General features: G+C 70.0%; 9 protein-coding genes. 7 read left to right on the plus strand and 2 right to left on the minus strand.

What is annotated here, in order from left to right:
• The first annotated feature begins 117 nt into the window (after positions 1-117).
• The 7 genes from ACWEPG_RS12060 (at position 118) to ACWEPG_RS12090 (ending at position 10,227) form a co-directional block, all read left to right on the plus strand.
• Positions 118-1,752: a DAK2 domain-containing protein gene (locus ACWEPG_RS12060; RefSeq protein ID WP_452594436.1), complete on the plus strand. Its 1,635-nt coding sequence runs from the start codon at positions 118-120 to the stop codon at positions 1,750-1,752.
• Between the two features lie 29 nt (positions 1,753-1,781).
• Positions 1,782-4,118: an ATP-dependent DNA helicase RecG gene (gene recG / locus ACWEPG_RS12065; RefSeq protein ID WP_452594437.1), complete on the plus strand. Its 2,337-nt coding sequence runs from the start codon at positions 1,782-1,784 to the stop codon at positions 4,116-4,118.
• A 67-nt stretch (positions 4,119-4,185) separates the two neighbouring features.
• The gene (locus ACWEPG_RS12070; protein ID WP_450112216.1) at positions 4,186-4,719 is read left to right on the plus strand and encodes an Rv2732c family membrane protein; all 534 of its coding nucleotides are present in this window, start codon (positions 4,186-4,188) and stop codon (positions 4,717-4,719) included.
• Positions 4,720-4,870: 151 nt separating this feature from the next.
• Complete coding sequence (locus ACWEPG_RS12075; RefSeq protein ID WP_450112217.1) at positions 4,871-8,284, plus strand: pyruvate carboxylase; 3,414 nt, start codon at positions 4,871-4,873, stop codon at positions 8,282-8,284.
• Positions 8,285-8,309: 25 nt separating this feature from the next.
• The gene (rsmD, locus tag ACWEPG_RS12080) at positions 8,310-8,873 is read left to right on the plus strand and encodes a 16S rRNA (guanine(966)-N(2))-methyltransferase RsmD (RefSeq protein ID WP_450112218.1); all 564 of its coding nucleotides are present in this window, start codon (positions 8,310-8,312) and stop codon (positions 8,871-8,873) included.
• Positions 8,870-9,361, plus strand: coding sequence for a pantetheine-phosphate adenylyltransferase (gene coaD / locus ACWEPG_RS12085; RefSeq protein WP_450112219.1), 492 nt, complete (start codon positions 8,870-8,872; stop codon positions 9,359-9,361). Before rsmD ends, coaD begins: the two co-directional genes overlap by 4 nt.
• Positions 9,362-9,462: 101 nt before the next feature.
• Positions 9,463-10,227, plus strand: a complete 765-nt coding sequence (locus tag ACWEPG_RS12090; protein WP_452594438.1) for a DivIVA domain-containing protein — start codon at positions 9,463-9,465, stop codon at positions 10,225-10,227.
• Positions 10,228-10,265: 38 nt separating this feature from the next.
• On the opposite strand, the gene ACWEPG_RS12095 is transcribed toward ACWEPG_RS12090, so the two are convergent.
• Complete coding sequence (locus ACWEPG_RS12095; RefSeq protein WP_450112221.1) at positions 10,266-13,052, minus strand: cation-translocating P-type ATPase; 2,787 nt, start codon at positions 13,050-13,052, stop codon at positions 10,266-10,268.
• 8 nt (positions 13,053-13,060) lie between these two features.
• Complete coding sequence (ppk2, locus tag ACWEPG_RS12100; protein ID WP_450112222.1) at positions 13,061-13,954, minus strand: polyphosphate kinase 2; 894 nt, start codon at positions 13,952-13,954, stop codon at positions 13,061-13,063.
• Between the last annotated feature and the right edge of the window lie 47 nt (positions 13,955-14,001).

Raw genomic sequence — 14,001 nt, forward strand, 5'->3', positions numbered from 1 at the left:
CAACCTCGTTTGGCCAAACCGGCGTCCTGAGGTGCTGCGAGGTGAGCGGGCTGTCGGGCCCTGCCGCTAATCTTGCGGAACCGACGATACCGAACCGGGGCGGAGGACGGAACCGAGGTGCTCGAGGCCCTGCAGAACGTGGACGGCACGGCGTTGCGCCGCTGGGCGAGGGTCTGTGTCGACGGACTGACCAGCCGCTGCGACGACATCAACCGACTGAACGTGTTCCCCGTTCCCGATTCGGACACCGGCACCAATCTGCTGTTCACCATGCGCGCGGCAGCCGACGAGGCATGTGCGACGGATCCGGATGCCCCGGCCTCCGAGGTCGCGGCGGCGCTCGCACGCGGTGCGGTGACCGGTGCGCGCGGCAATTCCGGGGTAATCCTCTCGCAGGTGCTGCGGGGGATCGCCGAGGTCGCCCGCGCCGGGTACCTCGACGCCGACACCGTCCGTAGCGCACTGAACGAGGCCGCGGTGCTGGCGACCGAGGCGATCAGCATCCCCGTCGAGGGCACCATCGTCACGGTGCTGCGCCACGCGGCCGCCGCCGCGGACGGATGTCCCGCCGGCACGCCGCTGGCCGGGGTCGTCACCGTGGCCGCGGAGGGTGCCGTCGAGGCCCTCGCCCGGACGCCCGCGCAGTTGGCCGAACTCGGCCGGGCCGGAGTCGTGGACGCCGGTGGATTCGGCCTGGTCGTCATCCTCGACGCCCTGGTCGGAGTGGTCACCGGTGTCACACCCGACCGGGCCGGTCTTTCGTTGGTCGCGCCGCAGGTCTCCGTGACGGCGCCCGAGCCGGTGTCAGGCGTGTGCACCGACGAGGCCGGCGACCAGGACTACGAGGTGATGTACCTGCTGGCCGGCAGCGACGAGCGGCGGGTGGGGGAGTTGCGCCGGAGTCTCGACGGCCTCGGCGACTCGGTGATCATCGTCGGGGACGGGGCGGGAGCGTGGTCGGTCCACGTGCACTGCACCGACCCCGGAGCGGCGGTGGAGGCCGGTCTCGAGGCCGGCGCCGTGCACCGCATCCGGATCTCCTGCTTCGCGCTCGACGCGATTCGTGCGCTACCCGGCGCGACCGTCCCGGTGCCCGGGAAGCGGCGCATCCTCGCGGTCGTGTCCGGGGACGGCGCCGCCGACCTGTTCGCCGTCGAGGGCGCCGAGGTCCTGCGCAGCGACGAACCGGTCACCCCGCAGCGGCTGCTTGCCGCGATTCGCGGCCTCGACTGCGCGGAGGTCCTCGTGCTGCCGAACGGGGCGCTGCCGGCGCAGGAACTGGTGACGGTCGGCGTCGCCGCCCGCGACGACCACCGGGCCGTGCACCTGTTGCCGACGTCGTCGGCGGTGCAGGGGCTCGCCGCGCTCGCCGTGCACGACGACGGTCGCGCCGCCGTCGACGACGCGTTCGCGATGTCCGAGGCGGCCGCGTCCACCAGGTGGGGTTCGGTGCGGGTCGCGGAGGAGCGGGCGCTGACGCTGATGGGCACCTGCGATGCGGGGGACGGGCTGGGGCTGATCGGACACGAGGTGGTGGTCATCGCCCCGGATGCGGCCGAGGCCGGGCGAAGGCTTCTCGACCAGGTGCTCGGGGTCGGCGGCGAACTGGTGACGCTGCTGGTCGGGGTGCGGGCGCCGACAGCCCTGGCCGACGCCCTCGCCGACCACGTCACCCGCAACCATCCCGGTGTCGAGGTGCACGTGTACCCCGGCGGACAGGACGGCGACCTGCTGCAGGTCGGCGTCGAGTAGGACTTCCAGGCAGGACGAGAGACGCACCGATGGCAACCCTGAACGACCGCATCGACCACCTGCTCGGGACGAAGGTCGCCGCGCCGCTGGCGCAGGACTTCGAGATCCACACCGTGGAGGATCTGCTGCGGCACTACCCGCACCGGTACGCGACGCAGGGCGCGGACCTCGGCGAGAGCAAGCCCCCCGAGGGTGAGCACATCACGATGGTCGCGACCGTCGTCAAGGCCGACGTCGTGTCGTTCAAGAACCGCAACGGCAAGATGCTCCGCACGGTGCTCGCCGCGGACACCCAGCGGGTCGACGCCACCTTCTTCAATCCGCAGAAGGTGGCGCATGTGATCAAACCGGGTGTGCGGGCGATGTTCTCGGGAACCGCCAAGTACTTCCGGGAGCAGCTCCAGCTGACCCACCCGAGCTATCTGATCCTGCCGACCGGCGACGGCGAGCCGGTCGTCGGCGGTCGGGTTCGTGGATCCGGCGAGCTGGCGGACATGGCCCGCAGCGCCCAGGGCTCCGACTCGGCCGTGGACATGGAGATCTTCGACCGCGCGCTGATCCCCGTGTACCCGTCGACCCGCGACGTGCAGAGCTGGACGATCGCGAAGTGTGTGCGGCAGATCCTCGACCAGCTCGATCCGGTGCCCGACCCGCTGCCCACCGCGACCCGCACCGAGCTCGGCCTGATCGGTCTGGACGAGGCGTTGCGGCTCGTCCACCAGCCCGACACGAAGCAGGACGTCGAGCGGGCGCGCGAGCGACTGCGGTTCGACGAGGCGGCGGCCCTGCAGCTGGTCCTGGCGCAGCGCAGGCACGCCGTGGACGAGCGAGTCGCGCCCGCATGCCCGCCGAAACCCGGCGGGCTCGCGGCGGCATTCGACGCGCAGTTGCCGTTCACCCTCACCGACGGCCAGCTCGCGGTGGCCGAGGAGATCTCCGCCGACCTGTCCCGTCCGCACCCGATGAACCGTCTGCTGCAGGGTGAGGTCGGCTCGGGCAAGACGATCGTCGCACTTCGGGCGATGCTGCAGGTGATCGACGCCGGGTACCAGTGCGCGCTGCTGGCGCCCACCGAGGTGCTCGCCGCCCAGCACGCCCGGTCGCTACGACAGATGCTCGGAAGCCTGGCTCTCGCAGGCGAACTCGGAGCCGCTGACGGTGCCACCCGGGTGACGCTGGTGACCGGGTCCATGTCGGTGCCGGCCAAGCGGGCGGCGCTCAACGAGGTGATGGTCGGGGACGCGGGCATCGTGATCGGTACCCATGCGCTGATTCAGGACAAGGTCGAGTTCTTCAACCTCGGCATGGTGGTCGTCGACGAGCAGCATCGCTTCGGTGTCGAGCAGCGGGACGCCCTGCGCGGTCGGGCCAGGGAGGGACTGAGCCCGCACGTGCTGGTGATGACCGCGACCCCGATCCCGCGGACCATCGCGATGACCGTTCTCGGCGACCTGGAAACGTCCGCGCTGCGGGAGCTTCCGCGCGGCCGCTCGCCGATCGTCAGCAATGTGGTCTCGGCGTCGGAGAAGCCGGCGTGGGTGGACCGGGCGTGGGCGCGGATCTGCGAGGAGGTGGCCGCCGGTCGTCAGGCGTACGTCGTGTGCTCCCGGATCGGGGAGGGCGACGAGGACGCCGAGGACGGTGGCGAGCTCGAACTCGACCCCTTCTCCGACGACCTCTTCGCCGACCGCGCCGCGCCGCAGCCGCGCAAGCCCGCCCGTAAGGCGAAGCCGCCCAAGGGTGGTGAGCCGCCGCAGACCGCGGCCGCGCTCGCCGTGTTCGAGGAGTTGCGCCACGGCGCGCTGGCGTCGGTGCGGGTCGGGTTGCTCCACGGCAGGCTGCCGTCGGACGAGAAGGACTCGGTGATGCGCGATTTCACCGTCGGCGACATCGACGTCCTGGTCTGTACGACCGTCGTCGAGGTCGGTGTTGACGTGCCCAACGCCACCGTCATGGTGATCGTGGACGCGGATCGGTTCGGTGTCAGTCAATTGCACCAGTTGCGTGGCCGGGTGGGCCGCGGCGCCCACCAGGGGCTGTGCATCCTGATCACCGGGTCGCGGCCCGAGTCGCCGGCGTTCCGGCGGCTGAGTGCGGTTGCCGGCACCAACGACGGCTTCGAACTCGCGCAACTGGATCTGGCGCAGCGCCGCGAGGGCGACGTGCTCGGCGTCGCCCAGTCCGGCACCTCCACGAAACTGCGTCTGCTGTCGCTGCTCGATCACGAGGAGGTCATCGAGACGGCCCGCGAGTTCGCTCGGCAGGTCGTCGCAGAGGACCCCGACCTGTCCGCGCACCCGGGTCTGGCCTCGATGGTCACCGCGGGCCTGGATGCCAGGGGCGTCGAGTTTCTGGACAAGTCGTAGGTTGGTCGCGGCGGTGGTCATCGGGCCCCGCCCGCCGAAGCCCGCAACGCAGACCCGAGGAAGAGTCATGACCGACGACCTGTCCGCTCCGTCCGACGACCTGTCCGCGTACGAGGACGACCTGTCGGCAATCGAGCGGCGGGTCACCCGGGAGTTCTCCTTCGGCAGGCTGCGCCCTGTCGTCGTGGGGCTGATCGCGACACTGGTGGTCGCGCTGTTCCTGCCGCACGCCGGCGGGCACTCGGCGGTCGCGGTCATCGGTGGCGCGGGCGGTGCCGGAGTGACGGTGCCGCTGCGGCTGTTCCTCGGGTTCGTGGTCGTGTTCGGCATCGGGGTCGGGGCACTGGCGGTCGTGACCCGGCGATGGGCGTTGTCCTGGCTGGCGATGATCGGCACGTCGATGGGCATCGTGTTCGGCATGCTGGCGTGCTGGTCGCAGCAGTCACTGCCCGCCGAGACGCGACCCTCGGGACTCGGTGCGGGGCTGCTGCTGGCGTGGGCGGCGACGACGCTGCTTGCGATCCAGTGGGCGTCCGTGACGTGGAGTCGCGCGAACGTCATGCAGGCCCGTCCGAAGCGCGGTACGGGCCTCCGGAAGTAGCGGAATCTGCAGCTCACCGTGGGTGCCGTGGTCGTGTGAGGTGGGGCACGGTAGCGTACTGCATCGTTACAGGCGTCCGAACGTCCGGGGGTTTCCCGGATGTTGGAACGTTCAGCCGTGTTGGCCGTGAACGCAAGGGTAGTTTTCAGCGATGTTCTCAAAAGTCTTGGTTGCCAATCGCGGTGAAATCGCGATCCGGGCATTCCGTGCCTCCTACGAGCTGGGTGCGGGCACCGTCGCCGTCTTTCCGTACGAGGACCGCAACTCGGTCCACCGGTTGAAGGCAGACGAGAGTTATCAGATCGGCGAGCAGGGGCACCCGGTGCGGGCGTACCTGTCGATCGGCGAGATCGTCTCGGCGGCGAAGAAGGCCGGTGCGGATGCCATCTATCCGGGCTACGGGTTCCTGTCGGAGAACCCGGACCTGGCGGCGGCGTGCGCGGCGGAGGGCATCACCTTCGTCGGCCCGTCCTCGGAGATTCTGGAGCTGACGGGCAACAAGGCCCGCGCGATCGCCGCGGCGAAGGCCGCGGGATTGCCGGTGCTCGCGTCGTCGGCGCCGTCGGCGGATGTCGACGAGTTGGTCGCGGCATCGGAGTCGATGGAGTTCCCGATCTTCGTCAAGGCGGTCGCCGGTGGCGGTGGCCGCGGCATGCGTCGCGTCGCCGAGCGGGCCCAGTTGCGAGAGGCGATCGAAGCCGCGGCCCGCGAGGCGGAGTCCGCATTCGGTGACCCGACGGTGTTCCTCGAGCAGGCCGTCGTCGACCCGCGGCACATCGAGGTGCAGATCCTCGCCGATCAGCAGGGCAACGTCATCCACCTGTTCGAGCGCGACTGCTCGGTGCAGCGCCGCCACCAGAAGGTGATCGAGCTCGCGCCCGCGCCGAACCTGCCGGAGGAGCTGCGGCAGAAGATCTGTGCGGACGCGGTCGCGTTCGCCAAGCAGATCGGCTACTCGTGCGCCGGCACCGTCGAGTTCCTGCTCGACACCCGGGGCAACCACGTCTTCATCGAGATGAACCCGCGAATCCAGGTCGAGCACACGGTCACCGAGGAGATCACCGACGTCGACCTGGTGCAGGCGCAGCTGCGGATCGCGTCGGGCGAGACCCTGGCCGATCTCGGTCTGTCGCAGGATTCGATCACGATCCGCGGTGCGGCACTGCAGTTGCGGATCACCACCGAGGATCCGGCGAACGGGTTCCGTCCGGACACCGGCCGGATCACCGGCTACCGCACCCCCGGCGGCGCCGGTGTGCGCCTGGACGGCGGCACCATGGTCGGCGCGGAGGTCGGCGCCTACTTCGACTCGATGCTCGTCAAGCTGACCTGCCGCGGGCGCAGCCTCGAAGCAGCCGTCGCCCGCGCCCGCCGCGCGGTCACCGAATTCCGCATCCGTGGTGTCGCGACGAACATCCCCTTCCTGCAGGCCGTTCTCGACGACCCGGATTTCATCGCAGGCAACGTGACCACCTCGTTCATCGAGGAGCGGCCGCAGCTGCTGACCTCCCGCGCCTCGGCGGACCGCGGCACCAAGATCCTGACCTACCTCGCGGACGTCACGGTCAACAAGCCGCACGGCGATCGGCCGTCGACGGTGTACCCGCACGACAAGTTGCCTGCCATCGACCTGAAGGCGGCCCCGCCGTCCGGGTCGAAGCAGCGTCTGATCGAGCTCGGCCCGGAGGGATTCGCCGCGGCGCTGCGCAAGCAGGACGCCCTCGCCGTCACCGACACCACCTTCCGCGACGCGCACCAGTCGCTGCTGGCCACCCGGTTGCGCACCCGCGACCTGCTCACCGTCGCCGGGCACGTGGCCCGCATGACGCCCGAGTTGCTGTCGGTGGAGGCGTGGGGCGGCGCGACCTACGACGTGGCACTGCGGTTCCTGCACGAGGATCCGTGGGAGCGGCTCGCGGCGCTGCGTGAGGCGATGCCGAACATCTGCCTGCAGATGCTGCTGCGCGGCCGGAACACCGTCGGCTACACCCCGTACCCGGAGACGGTGACCCGCGCGTTCGTGCGGGAGGCCACCGCGACCGGTGTCGACATCTTCCGGATCTTCGACGCACTCAACAACGTCGACCAGATGCGGCCGGCGATCGACGCGGTCCGCGAGACCGGCACCGCGGTCGCCGAGGTCGCGTTGTCCTACACCGGCGACCTGTCGAACCCGAACGAGGATCTCTACACCCTCGACTACTACCTCAAGCTGGCCGAGCAGATCGTCGACGCCGGTGCGCACGTGCTGGCGATCAAGGACATGGCGGGCCTGCTGCGTGCCCCGGCGGCCGCGACCCTGGTCACGGCGCTTCGCTCGAACTTCGACCTGCCGGTGCACGTGCACACCCACGACACCCCCGGCGGGCAGCTCGCCACCTACCTCGCCGCCTGGCAGGCGGGTGCGGACGCCGTCGACGGTGCCAGCGCCGCCATGGCGGGCACCACCAGCCAGCCGTCGCTGTCCGCGATCGTCGCCGCGGCCGCGCACTCGCCGCGGGACACCGGCATCGACCTGCAGGCCGTGTGCGACCTCGAGCCGTACTGGGAGGCGCTGCGGAAGGTGTACGCGCCGTTCGAGTCCGGGCTGCCGTCGCCGACCGGACGCGTCTACACCCACGAGATTCCGGGCGGTCAGCTGTCGAACCTGCGCCAGCAGGCCATCGCGCTCGGACTCGGCGACCAGTTCGAGGAGGTCGAGGCGAAGTACGCGGCCGCGGACCGAATGCTCGGCCGCCTGGTCAAGGTCACCCCGTCGTCGAAGGTGGTCGGCGATCTCGCGCTGCACCTCGTCGGGTCGGGCGTCGACACCGACGAATTCGCCGCGAACCCGGCCGGTTACGACATCCCCGATTCCGTCGTCGGGTTCCTGCGCGGCGAGCTCGGCACCCCCGCCGGTGGCTGGCCGGAACCGTTCCGTACCAAGGCCCTCGAGGGCCGCGGCGCCGCGAAGCCGGAGACCCCGCTCAGCGCCGACGACGAGGCCGGTCTCGCCGGCGACCCGCAGGAGCGGCGCGCCACCCTCAACCGGCTGCTGTTCCCCGGTCCGACAAAGGAATTCGGCGAGCACCGCGACAAGTACGGCGACACCTCGAGGCTGTCCGCGAACCAGTTCTTCTACGGTCTGCGCCGGGGCGAGGAACACCGCGTCCAGCTCGCGAAGGGTGTCGAACTGCTCATCGGCCTCGAGGCCGTCTCCGAGCCCGACGAGCGCGGCATGCGGACCGTGATGTGCATCCTCAACGGCCAGTTGCGGCCGGTGTCGGTTCGCGACCGGTCGATTGCCAGCGAGGTTCCCGTCGCGGAGAAGGCGGACCGCGCCAACCCCGGCCACATCGCGGCACCGTTCGCCGGCGTGGTCACCCTGGTGGTCGCCGAGGGTCAGAAGGTCGCGGCCGGGGACACCGTGGCCACCATCGAGGCGATGAAGATGGAGGCCGCGATCACCGCGCCCCGTGGGGGCACGGTCTCCCGCCTGGCGATCACACCCGTTCAGCAGGTCGAGGGCGGCGACCTGCTCGCGGTGATCTCCGTCGTTGCCGCGGAGGAGGACGGCCCGCAGTGACACTGTTCGTCGCCAGGGCCCCGAAGTGACCCGGATCGTCGCCGGCGCCGCGGGTGGGCGCCGGCTCCGGGTGCCCTCCCAGGGCACCCGCCCGACCTCCGAACGGGTGCGGGAAGCGCTGTTCAGCGCGCTCGACGCGCGGATCGACCTCGACGGTGCGCGGGTGCTCGACCTCTACGCCGGTTCGGGAGCGCTTGGGCTCGAAGCGCTTTCCCGGGGCGCGGGCCACGTGCTGCTGGTCGAGTCGAACGCCCGCGCCGCCGCCGTGGTGCGGGAGAACATCGCCGAGGTGGGCCTGCCCGGCGCGGTCGTCACGACCGCGCCGGCGGCCGCCGTCGTCGCGGGCACCCCAGACGGGGAGTACGACATCGTCATGCTCGATCCGCCGTACGCGCTGGGGGAGAACGAACTCGGCGCGGTCCTCGCCGACCTCACCGCGAAGCGGTGGATCGGGGAGGGATCGCTGGTCGTGGTCGAGCGGGCCAGCCGATCGCCGGAGACGGTGTGGCCGGACGGATTCGAGGTCGAGCGGGCCCGCAAGTACGGTGACACCCGCGTCGAGATCGCCTGTTACCGTCTGCAGACATGAGCAAGGCGGTCTGCCCCGGTTCCTTCGATCCCGTCACCAACGGTCACCTCGACGTGATCTCGCGTGTCGCGGTGCAATTCGACGAGGTCGTCGTGACCGTCGTCATCAACCCGAACAAGCAGGGCATGTTCACGATCGAGGAGCGGCTCGAGATGCTGCGGGACGCGACGGCGGATCTGCCGAACGTGACCGTCGACTCCTGGCAGGGCCTGCTCGTCGACTACGCGACCGCGAACGGCGCGACCGCGATCGTCAAGGGACTGCGCGGCGCCAACGACTTCGACTACGAGCTGCAGATGGCGCAGATGAACCACAAGCTCACCGGCGTCGACACGCTCTTCGTCGCCACCAACCCGCGGTTCAGCTACCTGTCCAGTTCGCTGGTCAAGGAGGTCGCCACCTACGGCGGCGACGTCGCGGACATGCTGCCCGCTCACGTGCACGCCCGGCTCATCGAGCGGATCGCCGAGCGCAAGGCCGCAGGCTAGATCCTCGACACATCCGCATGCCCGTGGGCGTGGCGTCGCGCCGCGCTCGCGGGCTGCGGCAAGATTGACGTGAAAGCCGCTGTCGAGGATTGGGGTGTGGCGTGTACCGGGTATTCGAGGCGCTGGACGAGCTCGTCGCGATCGTGGAAGAGGCCCGCGGTGTCCCGATGACCGCCGGTTGTGTCGTCCCGCGAGGTGACGTCCTCGAACTGCTCGACGACGTGCGCGACGCGATCCCGGGTGAACTCGACGACGCACAGGACGTGCTCGATCACCGCGACAAACTCGTCGGTGACGCGCGCACGCACGCCGAGCAGACCGTGTCCTCCGCCAATGCCGAGGCCGACGAGACACTGACGAGCGCGCGGGACAACGCCGACCGGATCCTGGCCGACGCCAAGGACAAGGCCGACCGGATGGTCGCCGAGGCACAGGCCCACGCCGAGCAACTGGTCGCCGACGCCCGCGACGAGGCCGAGCAGACCGTCTCGGATGCGCGGCGCGAGTACCAGGACGTGACCGGCCGCGCGGCGGACGAGGCGGAGCGCATGGTCGAGTCGGGGCGCGCCTCGCAGGAACGCTTCATCGCCGAGGGGCGGGCCGAGCAGGAACGTCTCGTGTCGCAGACCGAGGTCGTGCAGGCCGCGCACACGGAGTCGGCGCGGGTGATCGATGCCGCGCACGCCGAATCGGACCGCCTGCGCAGCGATTGCGATCTCTACGTCGACAACAAGCTCGCCGAGTTCGAGGAGTTCCTCACCGGCACCGTCCGTTCCGTCGGCCGGGGCAGGCAGCAACTGCGCACCGGTTCCGGCACTCCGACCTACGACGAGCCGGAGGACCGGCGCTCCGACCGCAGGCGCTGAGGGATCGCCCGCGCCGACCCACCGCCGCGGGCGCCGCGTCAGTGCACCCGTGCGCGGACGGGCGTGACGGCGTCGGCGGCGGACATCGGGGCGGGCGCGTGTGCCCGACGGCGACGGCGCACGGCCTTCTCGGCCTCGACGACGACCGGGACGATCAGTGACCAGCCCAGGCACGCCAGCCACTGGCGACCGGTCAGGGACGTCGTCATCAAGAGGTCCTGGAGGAAGCCGAGTTCCACCGCGAACACCGTGACCACCACTGGCACGGACAGGATCTTCAGCGCGCCGAGCACCGGCGCGGTGACGCCGGACTCCGGATCGCGTCGCATGACCAGTCCCGCGAAGATCGACGCGAGCGAGAGCACCACGAACGCCATCGTCATCGGAACGTTCGCCTCGGTGGTGCTCATCTCGCCGGGGGCGAGGAGCATGGCCGCGAGGGTGACCGCAAACTGCAGAACGCCGTAGGCAAGCCACTGGATGAACGCGGGCCGGTTGGCGATGGGCAGCGCGGGATCGCGCGGCGGCTTGTTCATCAGGTTCGGCGGCGCCGGGTCGACCATGATGACCGCGACCGGGAACAGGGTGATGAAGAAGTGCTGGAACAGCACCATCAGCGGGGTCAGCGCGACGCCGTCGTTGATGTTGAAGATGCTCGCGACGAGGAACAGCAGCACCAGTGAGAACAGCTTCGACATCTGGTAGCGGATGTACGAGACGATCTTCTCGTAGATGCTGCGGCCCAACCGGATCGCGGTGATCAGCGTCCCGAAGTTGTCGTCGGTGAGCACCATCTTGCCCGCCTGCTTGGTGACCTCGCTTCCCGAGCCCATCGCCACACCGATGTCGGCCTTCTTCAGCGCGGCGGCGTCGTTGACGGCGTCGCCGGTCATCGCCACCACCGCACCCGAGCGCTGCATGATGTCGGCCAGGCGCAGCTTGTCCTGCGGGGTGACCCGGCCGAACACGTGCAGGTTCGGTAACGCCGCCGCCAGTTCCTCGTCGGTCATGCCCTGCAGTTCGGCTCCGCCGATCGCGCCCGGACCGAGTCCGAGTTCCGCGCCGATCGCCGAGGCGGTGATCGCGTGGTCGCCGGTGATCATCCGGACGTCGATGCCGGCCTCGTGGGCGGTGCGCACCGCGTCGACCGCCTCCGGTCGCAGCGGGTCGATGATACCGACCATGCCGATGAAGGTGAGATTCCCGACGTGCCCCATGGGATCGGCGCGGACCGCGTCCTCCTGTCCGTCGAGGTCGCGCGCGGCGAACGCGAGCACGCGCAGGCCCTTCTCCGACATGGCCCGGTTCGCCGCAAGCAGCTCGTCTCGGACCTCGTCGATCGGGACCTGCTGCCGGCCCGGCCGGAACGCGGTCGTGCACCGGTCGATCACGACGTCGGGTCCGCCCTTGACCACCTCCACGAATCGGGTGGCGCCGTCGATCTCGAGGTGGTGGAACGTCGCCATGAACTTGTAGGCGGAATCGAACGGCACCTCGGCGACGCGGGGGTAGGCCTGCCGGGTGAGCGGGGCGTCGACGCCGATCTTCGCGGCGAGCACCACCAGTGCCGCCTCCGTGGGGTCGCCGACGACGTCCCCGGCATCGGAGACGGTGGCGTCGCTGTCGAGGCAGAGCCCGTAGGCGAGCATCGTGAAGTCGGGCGCCTCCTCGCCGGCGGCGTGGGTGATCTTCCCGGACTTGCTGTAGCCCTCGCCCTCGACCGTGTACCAGCGGGTGTGGAAGTACAGCGACCGCACCGTCATCTGGTTCATCGTCAGGGTGCCGGTCTTGTCCGAGTTGATCGCGCTGGTCGCGCCGAGCGTCTCGACGTCGGTCAGGTTCTTCACGACGGCCTTCGCCTCGGCCAGTTGACGTGCCCCGTACGCGAGCATCGCCTGGACGAAGGTGGGCAGACCGGTCGGGATCGCGGAGACGCCCATCGAGATGCCGAGCAGCAGCACCGTCGTGACACTCTGTCCTCGGACCACTCCGATGACGACGATGATCGCCACCGCGATCCACGCGATCAGGCCGAGGACCTTGGTCAGCGAGTCCAGTTCGCGCTGCAACGGTGACTTGCTCGGCGCCACTGCCGAGAGCATCGAGGCGATCCGGCCCATCTCGGTGTGCATCCCGGTGTCGGTGACCACCAGGGTGGCGGTGCCGCGGGTGACCGAGGTGTTCTGGAAAACCATGTTGCTGCGGTCGCCGAGGGGCATGTCGGCGTCGGGCAGTCTCGCGGGATCCTTTCCGATGGGGGCGCTCTCGCCGGTCAGCGCGGCTTCCTGGGTTTCCAGGGTCGCCGACCGGATCAGCCGCCCGTCCGCCGGCACGATGTCACCGGCCTCGAGCTCGACGATGTCGCCCGGCACCAGTGCGGTCGCATCGAGTTCGACGAGCGTCCCGTCGCGGACGACCCGCGCCTGCGGGGTCTGCATCTTCGCCAGCGCGTCCACGCTGGCGCGGGCCTTGAGTTCCTGCTGCGTGCCCAGGACCACGTTCAGGACTACCAGTGCGGCGACGACGATCGCCGTCGGAATCTCGCCGATGACGATGCTGACGACGGCCACCGCGACCAGCATCAGGTTCATCGGGTCCCGCAGCTGCCTCAGCGCGGTCGCCCACAGGGAGGGGGAGGGTTCGGCGGCGATCTCGTTGACGCCGTAGCGCTGGGTGCGTTCCGTCGCGTCGGCCGTCGTCAGTCCCGACCGCAGGTCGGACGACAGCGCCGTGACGACGGCATCGGCCTCCTGCGTGTGCCACGGCGGCGAAGGCGGGGTGACGACGGCGGCCTGGGGAGCGGAGTGGTGCTCGGTGGTGGACATGGGACTCCTCAGTACGGGGTGGGAATCCAGTGCAGCGGCTGGTGGGTGGGCTGATAACCGTGTGGGGACTGCCGCGGCGGCAACTCGACGTCGCGATGCTCCGGCGTTTCGTAGGGCACCTGGTCGAGCAGGTGGCTGATCACGTTGAGCCGGCCCCGCTTCTTGTCGTCCGTGTTGACCAGGAACCACGGCGCCCACCCGGTGTCCGTGAGCCGGAACATGTCGTCGCGGGCCCGCGAGTAGTCGTACCAGCGGGTGTACGACTCGAGGTCGAGGTCGGAGAGCTTCCAGATCTTGCGTGGATCGTCGATGCGACTCTGCAGCCGCAGGGTCTGCTCCTCCTCGCTGATCTCGAGCCAGTACTTGAGCAGGATCACGCCGGATTCGACGATGGTGCGCTCGACCGCTGGTATGGCCTCGAGGAACTGAAGCGACTGGTCCTCGGTGCAGAAGCCCATCACCCGCTCGACCCCCGCGCGGTTGTACCAGCTGCGATCGAAGATGATCACCTCACCGGCCGCGGGCAGGTGCGGCACATATCGCTGGATGTACATCTGCGATTTCTCGCGTTCGGTGGGGGCGGGCAGCGCGATGACACGGAAGACCCGGGGGCTGACCCGTTCGGTGATGGCCTTGATGACCCCACCCTTGCCCGCGGTGTCCCGGCCCTCGAACACGATGCAGATCTTGGCGCCCGAGGTCCTGACCCATTCCTGCATCGCGACGAGCTCGGCCTGGAGCGGCACGAGCAGGCGGCGATACTCCTTGTACTTCATCCGGTCGGGTGGCGGCTCGGCGCCCGGCGCGAGGAGCTCGTCGCCGTTGGAGTCCGGGGTCCCGTCGTGCTTCTTGCCGCCGCCACCGTGGTTGTCACCGTGCTTGCCGCCGTGCTTCTTTCCCACCGAACACCCCTCGACCTCGTCGGCCCGGTGGGGGACCGTCTGCCGGG

The organism is Rhodococcus sp. NPDC004095, from assembly GCF_053604015.1.